Source organism: Bradyrhizobium sp. USDA 4538, from assembly GCF_024171045.1.
GTDB classification, from domain to species: Bacteria; Pseudomonadota; Alphaproteobacteria; order Rhizobiales; family Xanthobacteraceae; genus Bradyrhizobium; species Bradyrhizobium australafricanum.
Genome location: NZ_JALJZE010000001.1, coordinates 2,626,681 through 2,653,497, shown reverse-complemented (window position 1 = coordinate 2,653,497; position 26,817 = coordinate 2,626,681). Strand labels below are relative to the sequence as shown.

Annotated in this window: 26 protein-coding genes and 1 pseudogene; 18 read left to right on the top strand and 9 right to left on the bottom strand. The window is 64.8% G+C overall.

The window, feature by feature from the left end; translation table 11 throughout:
• Positions 1–86: 86 nt before the first annotated feature.
• The gene (locus J2R78_RS11695; protein WP_253604478.1) at positions 87–1,160 is read right to left on the bottom strand and encodes a tartrate dehydrogenase; all 1,074 of its coding nucleotides are present in this window, start codon (positions 1,158–1,160) and stop codon (positions 87–89) included.
• Between the two features lie 20 nt (positions 1,161–1,180).
• Entirely contained in the window at positions 1,181–2,494 is a 1,314-nt protein-coding gene (locus J2R78_RS11690; RefSeq protein WP_253604475.1) for an MFS transporter, read from the bottom strand.
• 250 nt (positions 2,495–2,744) lie between these two features.
• On the opposite strand from J2R78_RS11690, the gene J2R78_RS11685 reads away from it, so the two are divergent.
• The 13 genes and pseudogenes from J2R78_RS11685 to J2R78_RS11625 all read left to right on the top strand — a co-directional run bounded on the left by J2R78_RS11685 (position 2,745) and on the right by J2R78_RS11625 (position 14,817).
• Positions 2,745–3,662, top strand: coding sequence for a LysR family transcriptional regulator (locus tag J2R78_RS11685; protein ID WP_253604474.1), 918 nt, complete (start codon positions 2,745–2,747; stop codon positions 3,660–3,662).
• Positions 3,663–4,123: 461 nt separating this feature from the next.
• Complete coding sequence (locus J2R78_RS11680; RefSeq protein ID WP_253604473.1) at positions 4,124–5,611, top strand: hypothetical protein; 1,488 nt, start codon at positions 4,124–4,126, stop codon at positions 5,609–5,611.
• Positions 5,612–5,635: 24 nt separating this feature from the next.
• The gene (locus J2R78_RS11675) at positions 5,636–6,376 is read left to right on the top strand and encodes a class I SAM-dependent methyltransferase (protein ID WP_057016230.1); all 741 of its coding nucleotides are present in this window, start codon (positions 5,636–5,638) and stop codon (positions 6,374–6,376) included.
• A 46-nt stretch (positions 6,377–6,422) separates the two neighbouring features.
• Positions 6,423–6,767, top strand: a pseudogene (locus tag J2R78_RS11670) (LysR substrate-binding domain-containing protein); the annotation flags it as partial.
• A gap of 1,125 nt (positions 6,768–7,892) precedes the next feature.
• Positions 7,893–8,084: a hypothetical protein gene (locus tag J2R78_RS11665; protein ID WP_253604472.1), complete on the top strand. Its 192-nt coding sequence runs from the start codon at positions 7,893–7,895 to the stop codon at positions 8,082–8,084.
• Between the two features lie 5 nt (positions 8,085–8,089).
• Positions 8,090–8,845 (top strand): metal ABC transporter ATP-binding protein, encoded by a 756-nt coding sequence (locus J2R78_RS11660; protein WP_028332852.1) that lies wholly within the window; start codon positions 8,090–8,092, stop codon positions 8,843–8,845.
• A 5-nt stretch (positions 8,846–8,850) separates the two neighbouring features.
• Positions 8,851–9,720, top strand: a complete 870-nt coding sequence (locus J2R78_RS11655) for a metal ABC transporter permease (protein WP_168857863.1) — start codon at positions 8,851–8,853, stop codon at positions 9,718–9,720.
• A 5-nt stretch (positions 9,721–9,725) separates the two neighbouring features.
• Entirely contained in the window at positions 9,726–10,598 is an 873-nt protein-coding gene (locus tag J2R78_RS11650; protein WP_253604471.1) for a metal ABC transporter substrate-binding protein, read from the top strand.
• A gap of 55 nt (positions 10,599–10,653) precedes the next feature.
• The gene (locus J2R78_RS11645; RefSeq protein ID WP_225163849.1) at positions 10,654–11,709 is read left to right on the top strand and encodes a GTP-binding protein; all 1,056 of its coding nucleotides are present in this window, start codon (positions 10,654–10,656) and stop codon (positions 11,707–11,709) included.
• The gene (locus tag J2R78_RS11640) at positions 11,709–12,728 is read left to right on the top strand and encodes a WD40 repeat domain-containing protein (RefSeq protein WP_253604470.1); all 1,020 of its coding nucleotides are present in this window, start codon (positions 11,709–11,711) and stop codon (positions 12,726–12,728) included. The genes J2R78_RS11645 and J2R78_RS11640 overlap by 1 nt, the downstream gene beginning before the upstream one ends.
• A 98-nt stretch (positions 12,729–12,826) precedes the next feature.
• A complete protein-coding gene (locus J2R78_RS11635; RefSeq protein ID WP_038384367.1) occupies positions 12,827–13,543 on the top strand; it encodes an MgtC/SapB family protein in 717 nt (238 codons plus the stop codon).
• A gap of 81 nt (positions 13,544–13,624) precedes the next feature.
• A complete protein-coding gene (locus J2R78_RS11630; RefSeq protein ID WP_253604469.1) occupies positions 13,625–13,957 on the top strand; it encodes a hypothetical protein in 333 nt (110 codons plus the stop codon).
• A gap of 119 nt (positions 13,958–14,076) precedes the next feature.
• Positions 14,077–14,817: an acetoacetate decarboxylase gene (locus J2R78_RS11625; RefSeq protein ID WP_253604468.1), complete on the top strand. Its 741-nt coding sequence runs from the start codon at positions 14,077–14,079 to the stop codon at positions 14,815–14,817.
• A gap of 122 nt (positions 14,818–14,939) precedes the next feature.
• Here J2R78_RS11625 and J2R78_RS11620 read toward each other — a convergent pair whose 3' ends face one another.
• The 6 genes from J2R78_RS11620 to J2R78_RS11595 form a co-directional block, all read right to left on the bottom strand.
• On the bottom strand, positions 14,940–16,382 hold the full coding sequence (locus J2R78_RS11620) for a homospermidine synthase (protein ID WP_028341360.1): 1,443 nt from the start codon (positions 16,380–16,382) through the stop codon (positions 14,940–14,942).
• Positions 16,383–16,422: 40 nt separating this feature from the next.
• Positions 16,423–16,812 (bottom strand): RidA family protein, encoded by a 390-nt coding sequence (locus J2R78_RS11615; protein WP_253604467.1) that lies wholly within the window; start codon positions 16,810–16,812, stop codon positions 16,423–16,425.
• Between the two features lie 92 nt (positions 16,813–16,904).
• Positions 16,905–17,072, bottom strand: coding sequence for a hypothetical protein (locus J2R78_RS11610; RefSeq protein WP_229192890.1), 168 nt, complete (start codon positions 17,070–17,072; stop codon positions 16,905–16,907).
• An 11-nt stretch (positions 17,073–17,083) separates the two neighbouring features.
• Complete coding sequence (locus J2R78_RS11605) at positions 17,084–17,701, bottom strand: GNAT family N-acetyltransferase (protein ID WP_168857867.1); 618 nt, start codon at positions 17,699–17,701, stop codon at positions 17,084–17,086.
• 130 nt (positions 17,702–17,831) lie between these two features.
• Complete coding sequence (locus tag J2R78_RS11600; RefSeq protein WP_253604465.1) at positions 17,832–18,974, bottom strand: type III PLP-dependent enzyme; 1,143 nt, start codon at positions 18,972–18,974, stop codon at positions 17,832–17,834.
• A gap of 671 nt (positions 18,975–19,645) precedes the next feature.
• A complete protein-coding gene (locus J2R78_RS11595) occupies positions 19,646–19,906 on the bottom strand; it encodes a hypothetical protein (protein ID WP_028332864.1) in 261 nt (86 codons plus the stop codon).
• A gap of 130 nt (positions 19,907–20,036) precedes the next feature.
• Here J2R78_RS11595 and J2R78_RS11590 point away from each other — a divergent pair, with 130 nt between their 5' ends.
• Genes J2R78_RS11590 through J2R78_RS11580 form a run of 3 tightly spaced genes read left to right on the top strand, consistent with a single transcriptional unit; the run spans position 20,037 to position 23,888 of the window.
• Positions 20,037–22,124: a M3 family metallopeptidase gene (locus J2R78_RS11590; protein WP_253604463.1), complete on the top strand. Its 2,088-nt coding sequence runs from the start codon at positions 20,037–20,039 to the stop codon at positions 22,122–22,124.
• Positions 22,125–22,137: 13 nt separating this feature from the next.
• Positions 22,138–22,776 (top strand): DUF1007 family protein, encoded by a 639-nt coding sequence (locus tag J2R78_RS11585; protein WP_253609804.1) that lies wholly within the window; start codon positions 22,138–22,140, stop codon positions 22,774–22,776.
• A complete protein-coding gene (locus J2R78_RS11580; RefSeq protein WP_253604461.1) occupies positions 22,773–23,888 on the top strand; it encodes a nickel/cobalt transporter in 1,116 nt (371 codons plus the stop codon). Before J2R78_RS11585 ends, J2R78_RS11580 begins: the two co-directional genes overlap by 4 nt.
• 158 nt (positions 23,889–24,046) lie before the next feature.
• Here J2R78_RS11580 and J2R78_RS11575 read toward each other — a convergent pair whose 3' ends face one another.
• Entirely contained in the window at positions 24,047–24,445 is a 399-nt protein-coding gene (locus J2R78_RS11575) for an MAPEG family protein (RefSeq protein WP_016842609.1), read from the bottom strand.
• 111 nt (positions 24,446–24,556) lie between these two features.
• Between J2R78_RS11575 and hemH the strand changes: the two genes are divergently transcribed.
• On the top strand, positions 24,557–25,594 hold the full coding sequence (hemH, locus tag J2R78_RS11570; RefSeq protein WP_253604460.1) for a ferrochelatase: 1,038 nt from the start codon (positions 24,557–24,559) through the stop codon (positions 25,592–25,594).
• 183 nt (positions 25,595–25,777) lie between these two features.
• Positions 25,778–26,782, top strand: a complete 1,005-nt coding sequence (locus tag J2R78_RS11565; RefSeq protein WP_076827695.1) for an SPFH domain-containing protein — start codon at positions 25,778–25,780, stop codon at positions 26,780–26,782.
• The last annotated feature ends 35 nt before the right edge of the window (positions 26,783–26,817 follow it).

The window sequence follows — 26,817 nt, the reverse complement described above, 5'->3', positions numbered from 1 at the left end:
CTCTCCCCAACCCTCCCCCACAAGGGGGAAGGGAGTCTGACTAGCGCGCTCGCCTCACTGCGTGATGCGACGAGACCGTCGCCGCCTTACACATTCGATCCATGGATCGCGTCGATCACCGCGTCGGTCACTTCCCTGGTCGTCGCCTTGCCGCCGACGTCGGGCGTCAGCACGCCGGCCGCGCACACCTTCTCGACCGCGGCCATCAGGCGCGCCGCGGCGTCCTTCTCGCCGAGATGCTCCAGCATCTGCGCACCGGTCCAGAAGGTCGCGACCGGGTTGGCGATACCCTTGCCGGTGATGTCGAAGGCCGAGCCGTGGATCGGCTCGAACATCGAGGGATAGCGGCGCTGCGGGTCGATGTTGCCGGTCGGCGCCACGCCGAGGCTGCCGGCCAGCGCGCCGGCGAGGTCGGAGAGGATATCGGCATGCAGATTGGTCGCGACGATGGTGTCGAGGCTCTTCGGATTGAGCGTCATGCGCACCGTCATGGCGTCGACCAGCATCTTGTCCCAGGTGACGTCGAGGAAGTCCTTCGCCACCTCGGCGGCGATCTCGTCCCACATCACCATGCCGTGGCGCTGCGCGTTCGACTTGGTCACCACGGTGAGGAATTTGCGCGGCCGCGACTGCGCGAGCTGGAACGCATAGCGCATGATCCGCGTCACGCCGACCCGGGTGAAGACAGCGACTTCGGTGCCGACCTCTTCCGGCAGGCCCTTGTGCGCGCGGCCGCCCATGCCGGCATATTCGCCTTCGGAATTCTCGCGCACGATCACCCAGTCGAGATCGCCGACGCCGACATTGCGCAGCGGCGAGGCGACGCCGGGCAGGATCTTGGTCGGCCGCACATTGGCGTATTGGTCAAAGCCCTGGCAGATCGGCAGGCGAAGGCCCCACAGCGTGATGTGGTCGGGCACATCGGGCGCGCCGACCGCGCCGAAATAGATCGCGTCGAAGTTCTTCAGCTCCGCGAGCCCGTCGGCCGGCATCATCACGCCGTGCTTCTTGTAATAGTCCGAGCCCCAGTCGAAGGTCTTGACGTTAAAGCTGATGTCGCCGCTGCGCTTCGCCAGCGCCTCCAGCACGCGGACACCCGCGGAGATCACTTCGGGGCCGATGCCGTCGGCGGGAATGGCGGCGATGGAATGGATACGCATGGGATCTCTCCGATCGATGGTTAGCGGGTTCGCACGGGATTGGGTTGCGGTTCGGATTGTGCCGGCGCGCTCTGCGCGCGCGACAGCAGCAGCGTGAGCACGGCCGAGAGCACCAGGAGGCCGGCGACGAAATAAAGACCGCCGTCGAAACTGCCGGTGCGCTCCTTGATCCAGCCGATCATTGCCGGCCCGACGAAGCCGCCGAGATTGCCGATCGAGTTGATGGTGGCGATCCCGGCCGCTGCGGCCGAGCCGGACAGGAACATGGTCGGCATGCTCCACAGCGGCGGCTTCGACGAGGAGATGCCTATATTGACCAGGGTCAGCGCCGCGATCACGGCGGCAAGGCCGGTCCACAGCCCGGCGAGCGCAAGTCCCGCCGCGGCCATCAGGCAGGCCAGCACCACGTGCCAGGTGCGCTCGCCGGTGCGGTCGGAATGTCGCGCCCATAGCACCATTGCGATGACGGCAACCGTCGCCGGTACGGCGTTGAGGAAGCCGACCTGGATCGACGACAGGCCGAACGCCTTGATGATCTGCGGCGCCCACACCCCAAGTGTGTAGAGCCCGGCCGAGGTGCCGAAATAGACCAGCGCCAGCGCCAGCACCCGCGGGTCGGCGAGGCCGCGCCAGATGCTGTGGCTCGCGGTCGTGGCCTTGCCGTCGTTCTCGGCCTTCATGGTCTTGACCAGCCAGGCGCGCTCGTCGTCGGCCAGCCAGCTGGCCTGCTCCGGCCGGTCGGTCAGGAAGCCCAGCACGACGAAGCCCAGCAGCACGGCGGGCACGGCCTCCAGCACGAACAGCCATTGCCAGCCCTTGAAGCCGAGCATTCCGTCCATCTCCAGCAGTGCGCCGGAGAGCGGCGAGCCGAGCACGGTTGAGAGCGGCGCCGCCGCCATGAACAGCGCGGTGACGGCGGCGCGCTGCCGCGCCGGGAACCAGTAGGAGAGATAGAGAATGATGCCGGGGAAGAAGCCGGCTTCGGCGGCGCCGAGCAGGAAGCGCAGCACGTAGAAGCTGGTCGCGCCCTGCACCAGCGCCATCGCCGCCGAGACCAGGCCCCAGGTGATCATCACCCGCGCGATCCAGATCCGCGCGCCGATCTTGTGCAGGATGATGTTGGAGGGCACCTCGAACAGGAAGTAGCCCCAGAAGAAGATACCGGCGCCGAAGCCATAGACGGTCGGCGACAAGCCGATGTCCTTGTTCATGGTCAGCGAGGCGAAGCCGATATTGACGCGGTCGATGAAGGCCACGAAGTACAGCAGCATGATGAACGGCACGATGCGCAGTGAGATCTTGCGCAATACGCGCGCGCCAAGCTGGCTTTCCATGGGCTTCTTCCCGGGTTCGTCTTGTTTGTTGGGACGGCGCCTGTCGCGCGCCACCGGGAAGCCTAGAAGCTCGCGCCCTTCCGCTTCAATCCGCGCCGGTTTATACAAAAAAATGATATAATCGGACCCGACCTCACTTGGCGTCATGCCCGGCCTGTGCCGGGCATCCACGTCTTGGCGGCAAAGAAAAGACATGGATGGCCGGGACAAGCCCGGCCATGACGAACGCGGGGCATAAGGAAGCGACGTCTTGGAACTGCACCAGCTTCGTTGCTTCGTCGCGGCTGCCGAGGAACTGCATTTCGGCCGCGCGGCGCAGCGCCTGCAGATGATGCCGTCGGCGCTCGGCCGCCACATCAAGCTGCTGGAGGAGGATCTCGGGGTGCGGCTGTTCGCGCGCACCACGCGCGCGGTGTCGCTGACCGAGGACGGCGCTGTGCTGCTGCGCGAGGGCCGCGCGCTGCTCGGCCGCGCTGAGGCGATCGAGAACGGCTTTCGCCGTCGGCTGCGCAAGCCACAGGCGCGCCGCTTCCGGATCGGCGCGATCGACAGCGCGGCGGCCGGCCTGCTGCCGCCGCTGCTGCGCGACCTCCGCGCCGCCCATCCTGATGTTGCCGTGCAACTGCTCGAGGAGAAGACCATCCGCCTGCTGCCGAAGCTGCTGTCTGGCGCGCTCGACCTCGCCTTCGTGCGCCCGCCGGAGCGGCCCGACCGCCGCATCGAGTTTGTCCCGCTGTTGCAGGAGACCGCCGTGGTGGCGCTGTCGCACAAGCACGCGCTGGCGCGGCGCAAGCAGATCGTGCTGCCCGACATCGCGGATCAGCCCCTGATCGTGCCGGAGCGCCGCTCGCGGCCGCACAGCCACGATCTGACGACAAAACTGTTCGACGAGGCCGGGCTGACGCCGCGTATCCAGGAGATCGCCGACGAGAAGCAGACCATCGTCAACATGGTCGCAGCAAGGCTCGGCGTTGCCATCGTGCCGCGCTGGACCGCACGGATGGCGATCCCCGGCGTCCGCTTTGTGCCGCTCCGCCTGACGCGCGGCAGCAGCGCCGGCCGCCTGCCCCTCGCCGCCGCCTGGCTGAAAGGCTCCCGCGATCCGGTCCGCGACCAAGTGATCGCGGTGCTTGAGGCAAGGTTGAAGAGTTACGCGCGCGAGGCGTGAACACGTCTCTCTCTCTCTCTCTCTCTCTCTCTCTCTCTTCATTCCGGGGCGTGCGAAGCGCGAGTTCGGAATCCATTCCACCACGCGTTTTGCGGATCGATGGATTCGGGACCTGTGTTGCAAAACGCGGAGCCTCTGTCTTCAACCAATGGAAGGATCATTCGATTTTTCAACCGTGTCGTCGCGAGGCATGGAGCGCGGTAACGCCTGTGCCCATTTCGGCGGCAGAAAGTTCCTCGATCAACTGAAACGCATGGCGCAGAAAGTTCCACCGATCCCGTTCTGCTTCGACCTAATGTGAATCGCGGCGCAATGCTCGCGAGAACCAAGGCAAGTCTGATGTCACGCTGTTGCATCGATGTTCCGCTTCAACGGATACGATTGCAGTGCGCCGCCACATAAGCGCCCTTTGTTACTTCTTGAATGCATGTCGAGTAACAACCGAAATCCCGAGCCGCATCATGGCGGCTTTGGACCAAGGGAAAGTGATGATGTGGACAGCCCGACACTGCTCGATCCGTCTGCTTGTTGTGCTTGCGACGGCAGTCTCCTCATTCCCAGCCATGGCTCAGGTGAGCAAGGGCAGTCCTTCCGCCGTGGCACCCGCAGCGCCCGCCGCACCAACTGCGGCACCGGCCTCGTCGAGCAAGGTCTCATTAGGTGCCATTCGGTGGGACAATTGGAGTCTCGACAGTCCCTATGGGCAGGTCCTGGCCGACCCTGGATTGCGCGCGCGCGCTCCGTATTACACAGAGCGTCTGCCGAACGGAAATCTCGGTTTTCCCGGAAACACCGAACGAGCACTGAATGCGGACGTGCATTACGCGAAGTCCGCAGGCTTGGATTATTTCATCTTCGGCTACTACCTGGAGAGTTCTTCCTGGGGACGCGATCCCAGTCGAGCCGTGGCGCTCAATCGGGCGTTGGGAAATTTTCTTCGGCTTCCAGACAAGCTCGGCATCAAATACGCGCTGAATTTCAACCTGTCATTCCCCCCTCGTGATGTGCCGATGGTGAGTGATGCAATCAGCAAAGCGGTAGCTGGGCCGGATTACATGCGGGCGAGCGACGGCTCGGCGCCTGTGTTCTTCCTGCTTGGTACGATGACCCCGTGGATAAAGGGGCTTGGGGGTGAAGAGGGTACAAAGGCGGCCCTGAAGGATATGAGGGATCGGGTCAAGGCCGCGACCGGCCGAGATCTCTACCTGGTTGCCTTGCTCTTCAACCTGTCCGAGACGGAGCCCGTTGCTCACAGGATAGGATTTGATGCGGCGAGTACATATGCGACCGCCCTTGGGTCGAATGGAAAATCCCTGCCGTACGCCAGTTGCGCGGCTCTTGCACAGAAAGCCTGGCAAGCCGAAGCCCAGAATGGTTCTGGAGGCTTCCTACCAACCGTGACGCTTGGCTGGGATTATCGACCGGCTTTGCGCGATCCTCAGGAACTGAAAACTCGCAAGCCGAATCCGGACTGGTGTCAACCTGCCACCGATGAGGAATGGACACGGCAAATCCGTGCTGCAATCAGTCAGGCGGCCAACAATCCGCGCAACGATCGCTTCAAGAGCGTTGTGATCTATGCCTGGAACGAGAGCTCCGAAGGCGGCTGGATTCAGCCGACGCTGTCTGAAGGCGTGCGGCGTCTCAAAGTGATCGCCAACGCGGCGGGCCGACGCCCGACACTTCCGCCGTTCAAGCTGGTGTGGCCGACGCGGATCGATCCGAAGGCGTGTGCCGTCGGTTCGTCATCGATCTCAACTACAACGGCTGGCGCCGGATGCAAATCGGCCAGTGATTCGATGACAACTGCGTGGCCATGTCCGCCAGGCATGCAGATTGCAGGCGAGGAATTGCGCCAAGCACCGTCGGAGGATGGAGAAAAAATACCGCTTATCTGGCAGGAGAGGCTCTGCACGCCACAGGGCAAACAACAGCGATCAGTTAATTGAGTCAATATCGACAGGGGGTTCCCAATGGATGAAGTCTGGAGTGATGAGAATACCTTCGTGATCAACAACATGAAGTTTGGCCTGATCAGGCAGAACTTCAATGATGCCAGGACGACGAAGGATTCCATCGCGATCATCAAGAACCGCGGGATGATTGATCGCTACAAAAGCCTCATTCGCGAGAACGGGGTTACCAATATCCTGGAATTCGGCATCTTCGAAGGTGGTTCGGCTTTGCTTCTTGCCGCGATCGAGGAACGTATCAAGTTCGTCGGGATCGATATCAGACCTGCGAGCCCAGCGGTGCTTGGCCTGATCCGCGACCACGGTCTGACGGACCGCGTCAAATTATACTACAATACGTCGCAAGGCGACACCGCGCGCGTCCAGACCATCATCAGGACGGAATTCCCCGGCCAGCGAATAGATATGATTATCGACGACGCCTCGCATCAATACGAGCTCTCGCGAGCAAGCTTCGAGGCGTCCTTCCATTATCTCAAGAGCGATGGTCTCTATCTGATCGAAGATTGGGCCTGGGCTCATTGGGAGGAGCCCTATCAGACGCAGCAATGGACCGATATGCCCGCCCTCACCAATCTGATCTTCGAGCTCGTCATGCTCTGTGGGAGCCGGCCCGATATCATTTCGGAAATGAGCGTTCAGAAGGCGATAGCCATTTTCCGCAAGGGCGAACAAGAGGTCGGAAACTTCAGCCTGTCAAAGCTCTACCGTCATCGCAACAGGTGGACCCCCGCACTGTGACGATGCGCCCGGCTCTTGCCGGAGAGCACACGAGCTCGATCGCTTCCCCCACAACGCGTCATGCCCGGCCTTGCGCCGGGCATTCACGTCTTGGCCGCATAAAAAGATGTTCGAGGCCGGGCTGACGCCGCTTATCCAGGAGATCGCCGACGAGAAGCAGACCATCGTCAACATGGTCGCAGCAAGGCTCGGCGTCGCCATCGTGCCGCGCTGGACCGCACGGATGGCGATATCCGGCGTCCGCTTTGTGCCGCTCCGCCTGAAGCGCGGCAGCAGCGCCTGCCGCCTGCCGCTCGCCGCCGCCTGGCTGAAAGGCTCCCGCGATCCGGTCCGCGACCAGGTGATCGCGGTGCTTGAGGCAAGGTTGAAGAGTTACGCGCGCGAGGCGTGAGGCTGCCTCGTTGCGTGATGCCTCGACGGCCGACGAATGATTTTGGCCGGTTGACCTAGGTCAACGCGACCTGCGCCGGCCGGGTGAGCGTGTCCGGCATGGCGAAGCGTCAGGACTGGGTCATGATCGCAGGGTGCGTCGCTACCGCTTTGGCGGTGGTGGCGCTCGTCGCCCTTTTCTCTGCCTGAGCTGTGTCGCCCCGTAGTGTTACGGGGTGTCCAGCTAGGTACCTGAGATAACTGGGTAATTCCCAAAGCTCGAACACCGGTGGCACAAACTGCACTGGCTTGCCGAGTTCCTCCCGGCATAGCTTCCCCTTCCAACGTAGGGCGGCGTTATGGGCAACCTACTTTACAGCGTGTTTGTCGTGCTGATGGGGCTGAGCCCGGTCATCCTCGTGGCGATTGCCATGTTCATAAATTGAGGGCCGGAGCTGTGTCTTCCGGCGTGCCAACCACCAATCCATTCCGCTGGCGTGCTTAGTGAATCAATCCGCGATGCCTTAACCTGGTGAAAGGTTGGCGTCAGCGCGGGCGTGTACGCTCGCGCCCATGAATTGGGATCTGCTGTATTTCCGCCTCTCGCTCGTCTGGATGGCGATCACCGCTGCCATGCTGGTCTATGTGCTGGTCGCATAGGGCTGCCGCTCCGTCGCCGAAGCCTTCCGCCGGTATTTTCCGCACGTGCCAATCGGAAACATGCCGCCAGAATGCGAAGCTGCGTCACCATTAAAGCTTGTCATCGCCCGGCTCGACCGGGCGCCCAGTACGCCGCGGCCTCTCGGCTCAAGCACGACTGCCTCTGGAATACTGGATCACCCGCCAGCGCACGCCCGCGCGGGTGATGACACCGCGTGCTTGAATCTGCTCTACATCCCGTCATCCTGAGGTGCGAGCTCTTGCGAGCCTCGAAGGATGCACGGCCACCAGCCGGGCCGTCGCCCTTCGAGGCTCGCTCTGCTCGCACCTCAGGGTGACGGGATTGGCAGCCCTGGGTCTAGCTCACATAGACAAGCCGGTAGACAAACGACCTGCCCCCCGCAGCTCAAATCTCCCCGGTTTTGCGGGTCGGCCATGAGTTCCTCGTTTGTAGACTCGCGTTATGTTATAATATAACAGTCGTTCCATGGCGCATACGCACACCCACGAGCACCACCATCACGGCCACGCCCCCCACGGGCACAGCCACGCCCCGCACGCGCATCCGGCGCAGGCCGCGCACTGGTCGATCCTGCGCATGCCCGTGCCGGGCCGACTGCTCGCGGCGCTCGCGGTCAGTGCCTGCCTGTGGGCTGTCGTCTGGCTGGCGATGAGGTGAGACCGGTGGCTGCTCTTGTTACCTTCCGTGACGTCACGCTCGGTTATGACCGCCACCCGGCGGTGCACCATCTCAATGGCGCCGTCGAGGCCGGTGCGCTGCTCGCCGTGATCGGCCCGAACGGCGCCGGCAAGTCGACCCTGCTGCGCGGCATCGCCGGCGTGCTCAAGCCGCTGTCGGGCGTGATCGATCTCGACGGGCTGGATCATCGCGACATCGCCTATCTGCCGCAATCTGCAGACATCGACCGCAGCTTCCCGATCTCGGTGTTCGATTTCGTCGGCACCGGGTTGTGGCGCTCCACCGGCTTCTTCGGCGGCATCGGCAAGGCCGCGCGCGAGAAGATTTTGGCGGCGCTCGCCGCCGTCGGCCTCAACGGATTCGAAAACCGCCCGATCGGCACGCTGTCCGGCGGCCAGACCCAGCGCATGCTGTTCGCGCGCGTGCTGTTGCAGGACGCCCGGCTGATCGTGCTCGACGAGCCGTTCAACGCCATCGACGCCAAGACCACCGCCGACCTGCTGGCGCTGGTGAAGCGGTGGAACGGCGAGGGGCGCACCGTGCTGGCGGCGCTGCATGACCTCGACATGGTGCGCAACAATTTCCCGGAGACGCTGCTGCTGGCGCGCGGCCCGGTCGAATGGGGACCGACCGCCGAGGCGCTGACGGCGGACAATCTGATGGTCGCAATGCGGATGTGCGAGGCGTTCGACGATAGCGCCGCGGCCTGCGCCGCCGATCCACGCTCGCGGGCCGCCTGACGCCGATGCTATCCGACGCGCTGGTCACGCCCTTCACCGAATTCGAGTTCATGCGCCGCGCGCTGGCGGCGGTGATCGCGCTGTCGCTCGGCGGTGCGCCGATCGGCGTGTTCCTGATGCTGCGGCGGATGAGCCTGGTCGGCGACGCCATGGCGCATGCGATCCTGCCGGGGGCGGCGATCGGCTTCCTGCTGTCAGGGCTCAACCTGTTCGCGATGACGACCGGCGGCCTGATCGCGGGCTTTGCCGTAGCGCTGCTCGCCGGCCTCGTCGCCCGCACCACCGAGTTGAAGGAGGATGCCTCGCTTGCGACCTTCTATCTGGTCTCGCTCGCGCTCGGCGTCACGATTGTTTCGATCAAGGGCACCAATATCGACCTGCTGCACGTGCTGTTCGGCAACATCCTGGCGATGGACGACCAGACCCTGCTGGTGATCGCGTTCAACGCCACCCTCACGCTCCTGGTGCTCGCGGTCATCTATCGCCCGCTGGTGATCGAATGCGTCGATCCGGTATTCCTGCGCACCGTGAGCCGGGCCGGCGCGCCGGCGCATCTCGCCTTCCTCGCGCTGGTCGTGGTCAACCTCGTCAACGGCTTCCACGCGCTCGGCACGCTGCTCGGAGTCGGACTGATGATCCTGCCCGCGGGCATTGCGCGGTTCTGGTCGCGCGACATCACCACCATGATCTGCATCGCGGTGGTGAGCGCGATGCTGTCGGGCTATGCCGGACTGGTGCTGTCGTACCAGACCCGGATTCCATCCGGCCCCGCGATCATCCTGGTCGCGGCGGGGCTGTATATTGTGTCGCTGCTGTTCGGTAATGTCAGCGGCCTGGTGCGGCAGCTGTTTCCCGGCCGCCATCTCGAGGCGTGAGTACGATGCGGCGATTGTTCGGTTTGATTGGTCTGGCGCTGCTGCTGGCGAGTGGACCGGCGCGCGCCGCCGAGCGCATCAATGTCGTCGCGAGCTTCTCGATCCTCGCCGACATGGTGCGCAATGTCGGCGGCAATAATGTCGACGTGACGGCGCTGGTCGGGCCCGACGGCGACGCGCATGTCTACGCGCCGACGCCGGCGGATGCCAAGAAGGTCGCCGACGCCAAGCTCGTGGTGATCAATGGTCTCGGCTTCGAGGGCTGGATGCCGCGGCTGCTGCAGGCCTCGGGCAGCAAGGCGCCGGTCGCGGTGGCGACCAAGGGGATCATGCCACGAAAGATGGGCGGGCATGACGATCCGCATGCCTGGCAATCCGTGGCCAATGCGAAGATCTACGTCGTCAATATTCGCGACGGGCTGATCGCCGCGGCCCCCGACCACACAGCCATCTTCAAGGCCAATGCCGACGCCTATCTGGCCAAGCTCGAGGCGCTCGACCGCGAGGTGCATGAGGCGGTGGCGAAAGTGCCGGAGGCGCGGCGCAAGGTGATCTCGACCCATGGCGCCTTCGGCTATTTCGCCGACGCCTACGGCGTCACGTTCTTCTCGCCGCTCAGCGTGTCCACGGATTCCGAGCCCAGCGCGCGCGATATCGCCGCCATCATCGCCCAGATCAAGGTTGCGAAAATTCCGGCAGTTTTTCTCGAAAATATCAGCGATCCCCGCCTGATCGAGCGGATCGCGGCCGAGACCGGCGCCCGGGTCGGCGGCACCCTGTATTCGGACGGTTTGACGGCCGAAAAGGGCGATGCACCCACTTACATTGATATGGTCAGGCACAATATAAAGGCCCTGATCAGCGCGCTCGCCGAGTAGGGCAGGGGCCTCCCTGCCTGGATTGAGCGCGGCCCCAAGTTCCTTCGGAGTTGTTATGGCTGAAGCTTCGCAAAAAATTCCTGTGACCGTGCTGACGGGCTATCTCGGCGCCGGCAAGACCACGCTGTTGAACCGCATCCTGTCGGAAAACCACGGCAAGAAATACGCCGTCATCGTCAACGAATTCGGCGAGATCGGCATCGACAACGACCTCATTATCGGCGCCGATGAGGAAGTGTTCGAGATGAACAATGGCTGCGTCTGCTGCACGGTGCGCGGCGACCTCGTCCGCATCATGGACGGCCTGATGAAGCGCAAGGGCAAGTTCGACGCCATCATCGTCGAGACCACCGGCCTTGCCGATCCCGCGCCGGTCGCGCAGACCTTCTTCGTCGACGAGGACGTGCAGAAGAACGCCCGGCTCGACGCGGTCGTGACCGTCGCCGATGCCAAATGGCTGAGTGACCGCCTCAAGGACGCGCCGGAAGCCAAGAACCAGATCGCGTTCGCCGACGTCATCGTGCTGAACAAGACCGACCTGGTCTCCAAGCCCGAGCTCGCCGAGGTCGAAGCCCGCATCCGCGGCATCAATCCCTATGCCAAGCTGCACCGCACCGAGCGTTGCCAGGTCGGGCTGACCGACGTGCTGGAGCGCGGCGCGTTCGATCTCGACCGCATCCTGGAGATCGAGCCGGATTTCCTCGAGGCCGGCGACGATCACGACCATGATCACGATCATCATCACCATGATCATAATCACCACCACCATGATCACGAGCACGGCCATGCCGGGTTGAAGCATTATCACGACGAGGACATGCAATCGCTGTCGCTGCGTTCGGAGAAGCCGCTCGACCCGACCAAGTTCATGCCCTGGCTGCAGCAGCTCGTCGCCACCGAGGGCCAGAAGATCCTGCGCTCGAAGGGCATCCTCGCCTTCACCGGCGATGACGACCGCTACGTGTTCCAGGGCGTCCACATGATGCTGGAGGGCGACCATCAGCGGAAATGGAAGGACGGCGAGAAGCGCGAGAGCCGCGTCGTGTTCATCGGTCGCGAACTGCCCGAGCAGGCGATCCGCGACGGCTTCGAGCAGTGCATCACCACGTGATGAAAGAGTTCGATCCGGGCGAGGCCCCTTCTTCCATCGTTTCGATCACCGACCGCGTCAAGCCGCTGCCGCTCGGCGCGGCGGTGAGCTCGGTGCATTTCCTCGGCGACCGCGCGTTCTTCGTCGGCTCCGAGGAGGGCGTTGCGATCGCGACCGCCGACGGCGAGATCACGCGGACGCAGACGCATTTCGGCGCCATCCTGTGCGCCGCCTCCGACGGTAAGCGGCTCGTCACCGGCGGTGACGACGGCAAGCTGATCGCGATCGACGCCAAGGGCGAGACCTCTGTCATTGCGACCGACGCCAAGCGGCGCTGGATCGACAACGTCGCCCTGCACAGCGACGGCACGCTGGCATGGTCGGCGGGCAAGACCGCGTTCGTGCGCAATCCGAAGGGCGAGGAAAAAACCTTCGAGGTACCGTCGACCGTCGGCGGGCTAGCCTTTGCGCCGAAGGGCCTGCGGCTTGCGATCGCGCATTACAACGGCGTGACCTTGTGGTTTCCCAACATGGCGGCCAATCCGGAGTTTCTGGAATGGGCCGGCTCGCATCTCGCCGTCATGTTCAGCCCGGACAACAAATTCCTCGTCACCGCGATGCACGAGCCCGCGATGCATGGCTGGCGGCTCGCCGACAACCGGCATATGCGGATGAGCGGCTATCCCGGCCGCGTGCGCTCGATGTCATGGAGCGTCGGCGGCAAGGGGCTCGCGACCTCGGGCGCCGACACCGTGATCGTCTGGCCGTTCACCAGCAAGGACGGCCCGATGGGCAAGGAGCCGGCGATGCTGGCGCCGATGCCGGCGCGGGTCGCCGTGGTCGCCTGCCATCCGAAGAACGACATCATGGCGGTCGGCTATGCCGACGGCACCGTGCTGATGGTCCGCCTCGAGGACGGCGCCGAGATCCTGGTGCGCCGGAACGCCGGCACGGCGGTGTCGGCGCTCGGATGGAATGCCAAGGGCACGCTGCTCGCCTTCGGCACGGAAGATTGTGACGCGGGCATCGTGGAAATGTAAGAGATCGCGGCAGACGAAGCGTTTTCGAGCGAAGTGAGTACCGGTTCGCATGAAGAAAACGCGTCAAAAGACGAAGCTCGCGCCGGGGCCGCAGCGTCATGCGATTTCTCACCACGTTCCAGCTCGCCGACTTCATCGACACGCTGGTCAGCCTGACCACGGCCTTTGTATTCGGCACCCTGATCGGCGCTGAGCGGCAGTACCGACAGCGCACCGCGGGTCTGCGCACCAATGTGCTGGTCGCGGTCGGCGCTGCCGCCTTCGTCGACCTCGCGATGCATCTGGCCGGCGCCGACGGCGCGGTGCGGGTGATCGCCTATGTGGTGTCGGGGATCGGCTTCCTCGGCGCCGGCGTCATCATGAAGCAGGGCATGGACGTGCGCGGCCTCAACACCGCGGCCACGCTATGGGCCTCGGCCGCGGTCGGCTCCTGCGCCGGTGCCGACCTCGTGGCGCAGGCGGCGGCGCTGACCGTGTTCGTGATCGCCGGCAACACGCTGCTGCGTCCGCTGGTCAACGCCATCAACCGCATCCCGCTGAACGAGAAGGCCTCGGAGGCGACCTACTACTTCAAGCTCGCGGTCACTCCCGAGGCATTGCCCGACATGCGCGACCGCCTGGTCGAGAAGCTGGAGGCAGCGAACTACCCTGTTGCCGATGTCGACGTGGTCGAGGCCGGCGACGACTTCCTCGAGATCGTGGCGACGCTGGTCTCGACCGCGGTCGAACCCAACGAGTTGAATGCCGTGGTGGTCGACCTGCAGCATCAGCCCGGCGTGCGGCACGCGACCTGGGAGGTCAGCACCACGGATTGAGCCGAGGTTCCCGCAGGCACCGCTTCGGAACCATGCCGTGGCGGGATCGTTGACCCCGCGGACAAGGCGCAGGTGAACGAGATGGCTGTGGATCGGACCAGGTTGCGAATCGACATGCTGATCGCCTCGACGCTGGTGGCAGCGGGCGTTGCGATCGCGGTGCTTTCGCTGCACGCGATCAATGCCGCTCCGCCGCAGGAGATCGCGCAGGCGACCCAGCCGCTGCAACCGACGCCGACGCCCGAGCCGCAGCAGACGGCGCCGCCGGCCGAGTCGAAGCCGGGCGGCGAGCGGCCGACCACGCCGGCGCCGCAGCCCGCGCGTCCCGACGATGAGGCACGGAAGTCCGGCGCCAAGCCGGTGCTGCCGCCCGCGCCCGCGGAGAAGACCGCGCCGCCGATCGAGAAAAAGTAAGCGCGCCGCGGCCCGCATTGTGACGCGGATTTGACGGACGCTGCCGATTATACGGTCTCGCCTCCGCCGCCGGCGCCCTCCATAATCTGTCGTCTCGCCAACGACAGATGGGGCCTGCCATGAAGATCGAGGACGTCCGGCGCACCGCCTATTCGATGCCGCTCACCAACCCGTCGTTTCCGCCGGGCCCCTACCGGTTCTTCGACCGCGAATATTTCATCATCACCTACAAGACCGACCCGGAAGCGCTCGCCGCCGTGGTGCCGGAGCCGCTCGAGGTCGCCGAGCCTGTCGTGAAGTACGAGTTCATCCGCATGCCGGACTCGACCGGCTTCGGCGACTACACCGAGACCGGGCAGGTGATCCCGGTGCGCTTCAGGGGCGAGGAGGGCGCCTACACCCACGCGATGTATCTCGACGACGAAGGCCCGATCGCCGGCGGCCGCGAGCTGTGGGGATTTCCGAAGAAGCTCGCAAAGCCCAAGATCGAGGTCGAGAGCGATGTGCTGGTCGGCTCGCTGCATTACGGCTCGGTGCTCTGCGCCTCCGCCACCATGGGCTACAAGCATCGCAGGGTCGATCACGACACCGTCTTGAAGTCGATGACGGCGCCGAACTTCATTCTGAAGATCATCCCGCATGTCGACGGCAGCCCGCGGATCTGCGAGCTGGTGCGGTTTCATCTGGAAGACATCACGCTGAAGGAGGCCTGGACCGGCCCCGCCGCGCTCGGCCTGTTTCCGCACGCGCTGTGCGACGTCGCCCGCCTGCCGGTGCGCGAGGTGGTCTCGGCGCTGCATTTCAAGGCAGACCTGACCCTCGGCCTCGGCTCGGTCGCGTTCGACTACATGGCGAGATGACGAAGTCATTCCGGGGCAGCGATAAACCATGGTGCGCACTCGCGCACCTGCGAATCTCGCGCAACAATTTCGAGATCCCGGGTCTGCGCGCCGAAGCGCGCATCCCGGGATGACCTTTCGGGTCAGCGCACCAGAATATTCTTGAACTGCCAGGGATCGCTGGTGTCGATGTCTTCCGGAAACAGTCCCGGACGATCCGTCAGCGGGGTCCAGTCGGTGTAGAAACCCTTCACCGGGCCGAGATACGGCAGCTGAATTTCCAAGAGACGATCGAAGTCCATCTCGTCGGCCTCGACGATGCCTTCGTTCGGGTTTTCCAGCGCCCACACCATGCCGCCGAGCACGGCGGACGTCACCTGCAGGCCGGTGGCGTTCTGATAGGGCGCGAGCTTGCGGGTCTCCTCGATGGAGAGCTGCGAGCCGTACCAGTAGGCATTGTTGTCATGGCCGAACAGCAGCACGCCGAGCTCGTCGATGCCGTCGACGATCTCGTTCTCATCGAGGATGTGGTGCTTTTCCTGCATCTTCGCTGCGCGGCCGAACATTTCATGCAGCGACAGCACGGCGTCATCGGCCGGGTGATAGGCATAGTGGCAGGTCGGCCGATAGATCGCCGTGCCCGATGCGTCACGCACCGTGAAGTAATCGGCGATCGAGATCGACTCGTTGTGGGTGACGAGGAAGCCATACTGCGCGCCGCGGGTCGGGCACCAGGTGCGCACGCGCGTGTTGGCGCCGGGCTGCATCAGATAGATGGCGGCGCCGCAGCCGGCTTCGTGGGTGTGCGCATTCTCGGGCATCCATTTCTCATGGGTGCCCCAGCCGAGTTCGGACGGCTGCACGCCTTCCGACAGGAAACCTTCCACCGACCAGGTGTTGACGAAGACGTCAGGCTCCTTCGGCGATTTGGAGCGCTGGGTGTCGCGTTCGGCGATGTGGATGCCCTTCACGCCGGCCTGTCGCATCAAGTCCGCCCATTCGGCCTTGGTCTTCGGCTTCGGGGCATTGAGCTTCAGATCCGCGGCGACGTTGAGCAGCGCCTGCTTGACGAAGAATGAGACCATGCCGGGATTGGCGCCACAGCAGGAGACGGCCGTCGTCGAGCCTGCGGGGCGCGCCTTCTTGGCGGCCAGCGTCACTTCGCGAAGCGCGTAGTTGGAGCGCGCTTCCGGGCCCTTCGACGAATCGAAATAGAAGCCGAGCCAGGGCTCGTTGACGGTGTCGATGTAGAGAGCGCCGAGTTCGTTGCAGAGCTCCATGATGTCGGTCGAGCCGGTATCGACCGACAGATTGACGCAAAAGCCCTGGCCGCCGCCTTCAGTGAGCAGCGGGCTCAGCAGGTCGCGATAATTGTCCTTGGTCACGGCCTTCTGGATGAATTTGACGTTGTGCTTCTCGCAATGCGCCTTGCGGCCCTCGTCCTTGGGGTCGATCACGGTGACGCGCGACTTGTCGTAGTCGAGATGCCGCTCGATCAAAGGCAGCGTGCCTTTGCCGATCGAGCCGAAGCCGATCATGACAATGGGACCTGTGATCTTCGCGTAGATCTGCGAGGCGGGGCTCATCATTTTCTCCAGGAGAGTGCCTAGCGGCGGACAGAGTGGATCAGGGGGTGCGACGCTTCGCGGTGACTTCGATCTCGACCTTCATCTCGGGCTTGTAGAGCCCCGCGACGATCAGCATCGTTGCGGCCGGGCGGATGTCGCCGAGGACCTCGCCACAGACCGCGAAATGGGCATCCACGTCACGGGCGTCGGTGAGGTAGTAGGTCGCGCGGACGATGTCGGCCATCGCAAAGCCTCCCTCCTTGAGGGCGGCCTCGATGGTCTTGAAGCAGTTCCGTGACTGGCTCGTGACATCTGCCGGCATGGTCATCGTGGCGTAGTCATAGCCGGTGGTTCCTGCGACGAAGGCGAAGTCGCCATCGATCACGGCACGGCTGTAGCCGGCGGTCTTCTCAAAGGGCGAGCCGGTGGAAATCAGGCGGCGGGACATGTTGGACCTCGACTGAAAATGGCTTTGCGCGGGGTTTACGGGCATTTTCGGCGCCCGCGCAACCCCTTGGTTCAGGCCTGGCGCGGGCGGCGTTAGCGGGACTGCTGCGTGGCGTCCGGCGGCGATGGCGGCGTGCCGGTCCAGCGCCGGACCAGGATATCCCTGACGATCATCACCGAGATCAGAATAAGCATGACCGTGGTGACGAGGCCGCGCCAACGCGGGCGCGCGCCATCGGTGATGGGAAGGTGCTCCGACATGGCGGCCCGCCTTACGCCGCGTGCGGCACGGCGAGCGGTGCCTTCCGGGTCCGGGATCGCGTCCGCGATGCCTTGGCCTCGGGCAGCGGCGCGCCGGTCGGCGTGATCATGCCCCAGGCGCCATCCAGCGCGCCCGCGACAAGCTCGACGCCGAGCAGCCGCTCGCGCTCGAATGTGCCCGGCAGCGACAACTCGCCGGTCTTGGCCGCGGTGAAGCCGAAGCGGGCGTAGTAGGGCGCATCGCCAAGCAGGATCACGGCGCCGTGGCCGCGCGCCTTGGCGACCGCCAGCGCACGCTGCATCAGCGCGGCGCCGACGCCGAGGCCGCGGCAGTCGTCATCGACTGCCAGCGGCCCCAGCATCAGCGCGCTGCGGCCCCCCGCGCTGACGTGCCACGACCGCACGGTTCCAACCAGCCGGCCGTCCTGGCGCACGGCCGCAAGGCTCAGGCCTTCGGCGGGCGCGCGTCCGTCGCGCAGGCGCTGGCAGGTGCGCGTATGGCGATTACAGCCAAAGCAGGCATCCAGCAGCGCTTCGCGTGCGACGACGTCCGAGCCACGCTCCGCACGGATCGCGAACGGGGCGGCATCTCGGATGAGGGCAACGGGGGTGTTCCGTTTTGCAGTCATGGCACGTCAGTCCCCGCTTGCAACGGCATGTCGTACGCCGCGGCAAGCGTCGTTCAGGAAAATCAAAAATGATCGGGGAGGAGCCGGCGGGGCCGGCTCCCGGTTTATCAGGCCTCGAAAAGGAGGCGGGTCAGATGTGGTAGGTCTTCAGCGGCGGAATGCCGTTGAACGCCACCGACGAGTAGGTCGACGTATAGGCGCCGGTGCCTTCGATCAGCAGCTTGTCGCCGATCTCGAGCGTCACCGGGAGCGGATACGGCAGCTTCTCGTACAGCACGTCGGCGCTGTCGCAGGTCGGGCCCGCGAGCACGCACGGCGTCATGTCCGCCCCGTCATGCGGGGTGCGGATGGCGTAGCGGATCGACTCGTCCATCGTCTCGGCGAGACCGCCGAACTTGCCGATGTCGAGATAGACCCAGCGCACCTCGTCCTCGTCGCTCTTCTTCGAGATCAGAACGACTTCGGTCTCGATGATTCCAGCATTGCCGACCATGCCGCGGCCCGGCTCGATGATCGTCTCCGGAATCTGGTTGCCGAAATGCTTGCGCAGCGCGCGGAAGATCGACCGGCCATATTGCAGGACCGGAGGAACGTCCTTGAGGTACTTGGTCGGGAAGCCGCCGCCCATGTTGACCATGGTGAGGTTGATCCCGCGCTCGGCGCAGTCACGGAACACGGTCGACGCCATCGCGAGCGCGCGGTCCCACGCCTTCACCTTGCGCTGCTGCGAGCCGACATGGAACGAGATGCCGCACGGCTCCAGGCCCAGGCGCTTGGCGAGGTCGAGCACGTCGACCGCCATCTCCGGGTCGCAGCCGAACTTGCGCGACAGCGGCCACTCGGCGCCGGCGCAGTCATAGAGGATGCGGCAGAACACCTTGGCGCCGGGGGCGGCGCGGGCGATCTTCTCGACCTCGGCGGCGCAATCGACCGCGAACAGGCGAATGCCGAGCGCGAAGGCACGCGCGATGTCGCGCTCCTTCTTGATCGTGTTGCCAAAGGAGATGCGGTCCGGCGTCGCACCGGCGGCCAGCGCCATCTCGATCTCCGCAACTGTCGCGGTGTCGAAGCAGGAGCCGAGCGAGGCCAGCAGCGACAGCACTTCGGGCGCAGGATTGGCCTTCACCGCGTAGAACACGCGGCTGTCCGGCAGCACCTTGGCGAAGGTCTGGTAATTGTCGCGCACGACTTCGAGGTCGACGACGAGGCACGGCTCGGTGTCGAGTCCATCCTGGCGGCGGTGGCGCAGGAATTCCTGGATACGTTCAGTCATGGCACTCTCCAACGGCCCCAGCGACGGGATCCGCATCAACGTGACGTCGGGTAAGAGCGCTTCGGCCACATCGCGCGATGGAGGCGCGTTGAGGCCAAGAGACTCAAACCAGACTGTGCTGCCGTGGATTGGTTGGGAGAGTTTCCCGCCCGATCACCTGGCAATGAAGGACAAGCCTTTTCAGTAGCCCGGGCCGGCGTTGGACCGCCGGTAGAGACCAAAAAAGCCCGATCCGTCGTTGCTTTAAGTCGCGTCCCCCGTTGAGAGCGGGGTGCGCCGGTTCGCCTCCGGCTGCCAGTCACGGTTGCAAAGAGTGGTGAGACCTTCAACGGCATCCCTGGAGAGAGATGCTGGTCGCCTCGTGTCCTGATGGACGTAAGCGACCCTCGGTTCTTCCACCCCTTGGCGGCTGTCCGGCCTCTTGTCCGGATACCTACCGACTGACACACGACCACAGGCACGTGCGAAATTGGGCAAGGCAGGAAATAAGTCTTTTGACTTCGTGGCGCAAGAATTTTTTTGCGATAGCGGCAAATTTCCCTAACGCGTGCTTGCGATGTCGCGCGCAGCACGCGTCGGACGCGCTGAAGATGAACGGCTGTTAAGAATGACTAACGAAGCGTGTGTGCGTTTTAGCCTTGTGCCGCAGTGCTTTCTTGAATCGCTCAAACTCACGCGCGACGCGTGAACGGCTCGACGCGCTGAGCTGCGCGGATGAAGGCGATCATGATCAGCACGCCGATGCCGAACAGCACCGCCTGCAGGATGTGCGCGGCGACGTCGTCGAGCCCGAGCAGAATCGCGAGCGCCCAGCCGCCGGCGAACGCCGCGCCGAACACTTCTGCGCCGATCAGGATCGCCGCCGAGATCACGGTGATGACGCTTGGCCAGGCGATGGTGCGGTTGCCTGAGGTGGAGGGCTGCATGGTCATGAAATAGGTCCTGTTCAGGGGGCGCAATCTCTCCGAAAAGTGCCCATCTATCAAGCGCAAAAGGCCCAAAAATGCCGTATCGCGTGATATAGATTGGGCAGCATTTTCAAGGCGAAAAACGGGACATTCGATGTCAGAAACCAGCGCAGACGCCAAGGCTCAGGCTCTTGCCAACCCCCTCCTGAAGGCATGGCAGACGCCGCTCGAGACGCCGCCGTTCGCCGAGATCAAGCCGGAGCATTTCCTGCCCGCCTTCGAGCAGGCCTTCGCCGATCATTCCGCGGAAGTGACTGCGATCACCCACGATCCGGCGCTGCCCGACTTCGACAACACCATCACTGCGCTGGAGCGCTCCGGCAAGCTGCTGTCGAAGGTCTCGGCGGTGTTCTACGACCTGGTCTCGGCGCATTCGAGCCCGGCGATCCTGGAGATCGACAAGGAGGTGTCGCCCCGGATGGCGCGGCACTGGAATCCGATCATGATGAACGCTGTGCTGTTTGGCCGCATCGCCATGCTGCACGAGAAGCGCGCCTCCCTCGGCCTGACTGGCGAGCAGATGCGGCTGCTGGAACGTACCTACACCCGCTTCCGCCGCTCCGGCGCCGGCCTCGACGATGCGGCAAAGGCCCGCATGGCCGAGATTAACGAGCGCCTCGCCCATCTCGGCACCTCGTTCAGCCATCATCTGCTCGGCGACGAGCAGGAGTGGTTCATGGAGCTCGGCGAGGCCGACCGCGCCGGCCTCTCCGACACATTTGTGGCGGCTGCCAAGGCTGCGGCGGAAGAGCGCGGCATGCAAGGCAAGGCGATCGTGACGCTGTCGCGCTCCTCGGTCGAGCCGTTCCTGCAGAGCTCGTCGCGGCGCGACCTGCGCGAGAAGGTCTACAAGGCCTTCACGGCGCGCGGCGACAATGGCAACGCCAACGACAACAACGCGACCATCGTGGAGATCCTCAGGCTGCGCGAGGAGACCGCCAAGATCCTGGGCTTCCCCACCTACGCCGCCTACCGCCTCGAGGATTCCATGGCCAAGACGCCGGAGGCCGTACGCGGCCTCTTGGAGCGGGTCTGGAAGCCGGCGCGAGCACGGGCGCTCGCCGACCGCGACGCGCTGCAGGCGCTGATCGCGGAGGAGGGCGGCAATTTCACCCTGACGTCCTGGGACTGGCGCTATTACGCCGAGAAGCTGCGCCAGCGCCGCGCCAATTTCGACGATTCCGCGATCAAGCCCTATCTGGTGCTCGACCACATGATCGAGGCTGCGTTCGACTGCGCCACCCGCCTGTTCGGCGTCACCTTCGAGGAGCGCAAGGATATCCCGGTGTGGCACCCGGACGTCCGGGTCTGGGAGGTCAAGGGCCGCGACGGCCAGCACAAGGCGCTGTTCTACGGCGACTACTTCGCGCGGCCCTCGAAGCGCTCCGGCGCCTGGATGACCTCGCTGCGCGACCAGCAGAAGCTCGACGGTGCCGTCGCGCCGCTGGTCATCAATGTCTGCAACTTCGCCAAGGGCGCCGATGGCGCGCCGTCGCTGCTGTCGCCCGACGACGCGCGGACCCTGTTCCACGAGTTCGGCCATGGCCTGCACGGCATGCTGTCCAACGTGACCTATCCGTCACTGTCCGGAACCAGCGTGTTCACCGACTTCGTCGAGCTGCCCTCGCAGCTCTATGAGCACTGGCAGGAGCGGCCCGAGGTGCTGCAGCGCTTCGCCCGCCACTACCAGACCGGGGAGGCGCTCCCGGACGATTTGCTCAAGCGCTTCCTCGCCGCGCGCAAGTTCAACCAGGGCTTTGCCACCGTGGAGTTCGTCTCCTCGGCGCTGGTCGACCTCGAATTCCACACCCAGCCGGCGGCGGCGAGCTGGGATGTCCGCGCCTTCGAACAGAAGGAGCTCGAGAAGATCGGCATGCCCGCCGAAATCTCGCTGCGGCACCGGCCGACCCAGTTCGGCCATATCTTCTCCGGCGACCACTATGCGTCGGGCTACTACAGCTACATGTGGTCGGAGGTGATGGACGCCGACGCCTTCGGCGCCTTCGAGGAGGCCGGCGACATCTTCGATCCCGCGACCGCCAAGCGGCTGCATGACGACATCTATTCGTCGGGCGGCTCGCGCGATCCGGAGGAGGCCTATGTCGCCTTCCGCGGCCGCGAGCCCGAGCCGGACGCGCTGCTGCGCCGCCGTGGCCTGCTCGAAACGCCTGAGGCGGCCTGAGGTGCGGCCGTCGTTGAACCGGCTGATCGGCTGGCTCGTGCTTGCGGTGTCCGTCGTGCTCGGCACGGCGGCCGCCGAGGCCCATCCGCATGTCTGGATCGTCGCCAGGAGCGAGCTGATCTACGCGCCCGACGGCAACATCACGGGGGTCCGGCACGCCTGGACGTTTGACGACATGTTCTCGACCTACGCGCTGCAGGGCATCGAGACCAAGGTGAAGGGCGCCTACAGCCGCGAGGAGCTGGCGCCGCTGGCGCAGACCAATGTCGAATCGCTGAAGGAATACGCCTACTTCACCTTCGCCAAGGGCGACGGCAAGAAGCAGAAGTTCACCGAGCCGGTCGACTATTTCCTCGAATACAAGGATTCGGCGCTGACGCTGCACTTCACCTTGCCGGTGAAGACGCCGTTCAAGGCCAGGCAGCTCGCGCTCGAAGTGTTCGACCCGACCTATTTCATCGACTTCCAGTATGCCGAGAAGGAGCCGGTCAAGCTGGTCGGCGCCGCGGCGGGCTGCAAGATGCAGTTCGAACGGCCGAATAGCGACGGCACCGCAGCCGCGCAGAAGCTCGGCGAGCAGACCTTTCTCGACGGCGGCAACGGCAATTTCGGCATGATGTTCGCCAACAAGGTCTCGGTGGAGTGCCCATGACGCCGACCGTCTCGCGCATGACGCGCGGCCTCGTCGTCACAGCCGCCGTGGTCGCTGCAATAGCATTGCTTGATGGCGCCGTTCATGCGCTGCTGGCGCAAAATCCGTTCGGCGCGCCGCGCGCGGCGGAGCCGCAGGGCGGCCTGGTCGGCTGGCTGCTGGCGAAACAGTCGGAGTTTTACCGCGAGATCTCCCAGACCATCCGCGCCGCGAAATCCGACGGTTCGGCGGTCTGGACGCTGCTTGCGATCTCCTTTGCCTACGGAATCTTCCATGCCGCCGGCCCCGGCCACGGCAAGGCGGTGATCTCGTCCTACATGGTCGCCAATCGCGAGACCGCGCGGCGCGGCATCGTGCTGTCGTTCGCCTCGGCGCTGATGCAGTCGGTGGTCGCCGTTCTGATCGTGGGCATCTGTGCCTGGCTGCTCAACGCGACCGCGAAGACGATGTGCGGGGCGGAGAAGGCGATCGAGATCGCAAGCTACGCGCTGATCGCGGCGTTCGGCGCCCGGCTGGTGTGGGTCAAGGGCGGCAGCTTCTTCCGCGCCCTGCAGGCGCCGCGGCCGGCGCTGGCGATGGCCGGCGCGCATCATCACGACCACCATGATCACGATCACCACGACCACCGCCATGATCACCATCACCGTCACGCGCATGACGATCACGGGCATCATCATGATCACGGTCACGATCACGGGCATGACGCGCAGCACGTCCGTGACGAGCATTGCGGCCATTCGCACGGGCCGACGCCGGCCGAGCTCGCCGGTCCCGGCGGCTGGCGGCGGGGGCTCGGCGCGATCCTCACGGTCGGGATCCGGCCCTGCTCGGGCGCGATCCTGGTGCTGGTGTTCGCGCTGGCGCAGGGCCTGTTCTGGGCCGGCATTGCCGCGACCTTCGTGATGGGGCTCGGCACCGCCATCACGGTGGCGGCGATCGCGCTGGTCGCGGTGTCGGCGCGCGGCGTGGCCGAGCGGCTGAGCGCGGCGCGCGACGGCGGCGGCATGGTGATCATGCGCGGCCTGGAGTTCGCCGCCGCGGGCCTCGTGCTGCTGTTCGGGCTCGGGCTATTGTTCGGCTACGTCGCGGCCGAGCGCGCGACGTGCCTTTGAAGTCACCTCGCCCCGCTTGCGGGGAGAGGTCGAAATTCGCGTGCGCGAATTTCGGGTGAGGGGGAGTCTCCGCACGCTCGCTTCCATCGAATTTGCGGAGACGGCCCCTCACCCCAGCCCTCTCCCCGTAAGAACGGGGAGAGGGAGAAGAAACAGGCTCAACTCGTCAGATAGCCCCTGATCGCCGGCAGCAGGAAGATCGCGATGTTGATCGCGAAACCGATGCTCCAGAGGATCGAGCGCAGCGTCGGGCGGTTGCCGATATAAGTGAAGACGTAGGCGATCCGCACGATCAGGAACAGCACGGCAAGCTCGTCGATCAGCCGCAGCGGGCCGACGCGGAATTCGGCGAGCAGCACGGCGAAGGCGAAGAACGGGAAGGCTTCGATGCCGTTCTGGTGCGCGCCGAGCGCCCGCGAGCGGATCGGATCGTCGTAGAAGTCGGGATCGCGCGGTCTGGCATTGTCGAAGCTACGGAAGCCGGTCCACTTCACCGATACGATCGTCAGCAGCGAGAGCATCAGCGTCCCGAAGACGCACCATTCGGCGATCGTCATGGTTCCCCCTTATTCCGCACGGGAACGTAGCCAACCCGCACTCGGCTTGACAAGGTTGGAGCAACGCGCGAAGCCCAAAGCTCCCAGGCGAAGGATATCTAGCGCAAGGCCATGAGCACGGTGATCCCCTTCGAGAGCGCGAAGCCTGCCGGGGCGCCGAAGCCGGAACGCGTCGGCGTGCTGCTGGTCAATCTCGGCACGCCCGATACGGCGGATGCCGCCGGCGTGCGGGTCTACCTCAAGGAATTCCTGTCCGATCCGCGGGTGATCGAGGATCAGGGCCTGCTCTGGAAGCTGATCCTCAACGGCATCATCCTGCGGGTCCGTCCGGCCCGCAAGGCGCGCGACTATCTGAAGATCTGGAACACCGAGAAGAACGAGTCGCCGCTGAAGACCATCACGCGCTCGCAGGCCGACAAGCTGGCGGAGGCGATCGCCGATCACGACCACGTCGTGGTCGACTGGGCGATGCGCTACGGCAACCCTTCGATCAAGGAGCGCATCGAGGCGCTGGCGGCGCAGGGCTGCGGTCGGCTCCTGGTGGTGCCGCTCTATCCGCAATATTCCGCCGCGACGTCGGCGACCGTCTGCGACGAGGCGTTTCGCGTGCTGGCCGGCATGCGCGCGCAGCCGATCCTGCGGGTGACGCCGCCTTACTACGACGATCCCGACTACATCGAGGCGCTCGCGGTCTCGATCAATGCGCATCTCGCGGCATTGCCGTTCCAGCCCGAGATCATCGTCGCCTCGTTCCACGGCATGCCGAAGGAATATGTCGACAAGGGCGATCCGTATCAGGCGCAATGCATCGCCACGACCAATGCGCTGCGCAAGCGGCTCGGGCTCGATGCCGACAAGCTGATCCTCACCTTCCAGTCGCGCTTCGGCAAGGCCGAGTGGCTGCAGCCTTATACCGACAAGACCGTCGAGAAGCTGGCCAAGGACGGCGTGCGGCGCATTGCCGTGGTCACGCCCGGCTTCTCCGCCGATTGCCTGGAGACCCTGGAGGAGATCGCGCAGGAGAATGCCGAGATCTTCCGGCACAATGGCGGCGAGCAGTTTGCGGCAATCCCGTGCCTCAACGACAGTGACGGCGGCATGGACGTGATCCGCCAGCTCGTGCTGCGCGAGCTGCAAGGCTGGATCTAAGGAGGCTGGATTTGATTGTTAACGATCCGTGACACCTGGCACGGGCATTCGTTGGCATCTGGTCATCCGACAGCAGCTTCCTATGTGCTAGGGAGAACAACAGCCGGCTGAACCGGCGGAGCGGTCCTGCCGACCAATGCACGACCGTGACTGGCGACGGTCTCGCCGGCCCTGGAGGACTTTATGACTGGCTTCGACGTTTTCGCGATCGCGTTTGTTCTTCTCGTCATCGTTACGCTGTTCGCCGGGATCAAGACCGTTCCGCAGGGTTTTGACTGGACCATCGAGCGGTTCGGCAAATACACCCGCACGCTGTCGCCCGGCCTCAATCTGATCGTGCCGTATTTCGACCGCATCGGGCGCAAGATCAACATGATGGAGCAGGTGATCGACATCCCCGAGCAGGAGGTGATCACCAAGGACAACGCCACCGTGACGGTGGACGGCGTCGCGTTCTATCAGGTGTTCGATGCCGCCAAGGCGAGCTACGAGGTCGCCAATCTCAACCAGGCGATCACCGTCCTGACCATGACCAACATCCGCTCGGTGATGGGCTCGATGGATCTCGACCAGGTGCTGTCGCATCGCGACGAGATCAACGAACGCCTGCTGCGCGTGGTCGACGCCGCGGTGTCGCCCTGGGGCGTCAAGGTCAACCGCATCGAGATCAAGGACATCGTGCCGCCGGCCGACCTCGTCGAGGCGATGGGCCGGCAGATGAAGGCCGAGCGCGTCAAGCGCGCCGACATCTTGCAGGCCGAGGGCCAGCGGCAATCCGAAATCCTGCGCGCCGAGGGCGCCAAGCAGGGCCAGATCCTGCAGGCCGAGGGCCGCCGCGAGGCCGCCTTCCGCGATGCCGAGGCGCGCGAGCGGCTCGCCGAGGCCGAGGCCAAGGCGACCCAGATGGTGTCGGAATCGATCGCCAAGGGCGACGTCGCCGCGCTGAACTATTTCATCGCCGACAAGTACATCAAGGCGTTCGGCCAGCTCGCGGAATCGCCGAACCAGAAGGTCTTGATGCTGCCGATCGAAACCTCGAGCGTGCTCGGCTCTCTGGCCGGCATCGGCGAGATCGCCCGCGCCACCTTCGGCGAGAGTGCGGCGTCCGCTACGGCCGCAGCACGGCGTGGCGGCTCGGTGCCGCCGGCCGGCCCGACGGCGCCGCCTCCGGTGCCGCCGCAGCGGTGAGGGCGTGACGGCGTCGCGCCCGCAATGGTAGAGGT

Excerpts from the sequence above, each read along its gene's own strand:
- J2R78_RS11620 (WP_028341360.1), bottom strand. The coding sequence starts at position 16,382 with ATGAGCCCCGCCTCGCAGATCTACGCGAAGATCACAGGTCCCATTGTC.
- hemH (WP_253604460.1), top strand. The coding sequence starts at position 24,557 with ATGAGCACGGTGATCCCCTTCGAGAGCGCGAAGCCTGCCGGGGCGCCG.
- J2R78_RS11695 (WP_253604478.1), bottom strand. The coding sequence starts at position 1,160 with ATGCGTATCCATTCCATCGCCGCCATTCCCGCCGACGGCATCGGCCCC.
- J2R78_RS11595 (WP_028332864.1), bottom strand. The coding sequence starts at position 19,906 with ATGACCATGCAGCCCTCCACCTCAGGCAACCGCACCATCGCCTGGCCA.
- J2R78_RS11590 (WP_253604463.1), top strand. The coding sequence starts at position 20,037 with ATGTCAGAAACCAGCGCAGACGCCAAGGCTCAGGCTCTTGCCAACCCC.
- J2R78_RS11650 (WP_253604471.1), top strand. The coding sequence starts at position 9,726 with ATGCGGCGATTGTTCGGTTTGATTGGTCTGGCGCTGCTGCTGGCGAGT.
- J2R78_RS11655 (WP_168857863.1), top strand. The coding sequence starts at position 8,851 with ATGCTATCCGACGCGCTGGTCACGCCCTTCACCGAATTCGAGTTCATG.
- J2R78_RS11580 (WP_253604461.1), top strand. The coding sequence starts at position 22,773 with ATGACGCCGACCGTCTCGCGCATGACGCGCGGCCTCGTCGTCACAGCC.
- J2R78_RS11615 (WP_253604467.1), bottom strand. The coding sequence starts at position 16,812 with ATGTCCCGCCGCCTGATTTCCACCGGCTCGCCCTTTGAGAAGACCGCC.
- J2R78_RS11665 (WP_253604472.1), top strand. The coding sequence starts at position 7,893 with ATGGCGCATACGCACACCCACGAGCACCACCATCACGGCCACGCCCCC.
- J2R78_RS11565 (WP_076827695.1), top strand. The coding sequence starts at position 25,778 with ATGACTGGCTTCGACGTTTTCGCGATCGCGTTTGTTCTTCTCGTCATC.
- J2R78_RS11605 (WP_168857867.1), bottom strand. The coding sequence starts at position 17,701 with ATGACTGCAAAACGGAACACCCCCGTTGCCCTCATCCGAGATGCCGCC.
- J2R78_RS11635 (WP_038384367.1), top strand. The coding sequence starts at position 12,827 with ATGCGATTTCTCACCACGTTCCAGCTCGCCGACTTCATCGACACGCTG.
- J2R78_RS11690 (WP_253604475.1), bottom strand. The coding sequence starts at position 2,494 with ATGGAAAGCCAGCTTGGCGCGCGCGTATTGCGCAAGATCTCACTGCGC.
- J2R78_RS11630 (WP_253604469.1), top strand. The coding sequence starts at position 13,625 with ATGGCTGTGGATCGGACCAGGTTGCGAATCGACATGCTGATCGCCTCG.
- J2R78_RS11640 (WP_253604470.1), top strand. The coding sequence starts at position 11,709 with ATGAAAGAGTTCGATCCGGGCGAGGCCCCTTCTTCCATCGTTTCGATC.
- J2R78_RS11625 (WP_253604468.1), top strand. The coding sequence starts at position 14,077 with ATGAAGATCGAGGACGTCCGGCGCACCGCCTATTCGATGCCGCTCACC.
- J2R78_RS11645 (WP_225163849.1), top strand. The coding sequence starts at position 10,654 with ATGGCTGAAGCTTCGCAAAAAATTCCTGTGACCGTGCTGACGGGCTAT.
- J2R78_RS11675 (WP_057016230.1), top strand. The coding sequence starts at position 5,636 with ATGGATGAAGTCTGGAGTGATGAGAATACCTTCGTGATCAACAACATG.
- J2R78_RS11575 (WP_016842609.1), bottom strand. The coding sequence starts at position 24,445 with ATGACGATCGCCGAATGGTGCGTCTTCGGGACGCTGATGCTCTCGCTG.
- J2R78_RS11600 (WP_253604465.1), bottom strand. The coding sequence starts at position 18,974 with ATGACTGAACGTATCCAGGAATTCCTGCGCCACCGCCGCCAGGATGGA.
- J2R78_RS11680 (WP_253604473.1), top strand. The coding sequence starts at position 4,124 with ATGGCGGCTTTGGACCAAGGGAAAGTGATGATGTGGACAGCCCGACAC.
- J2R78_RS11610 (WP_229192890.1), bottom strand. The coding sequence starts at position 17,072 with ATGTCGGAGCACCTTCCCATCACCGATGGCGCGCGCCCGCGTTGGCGC.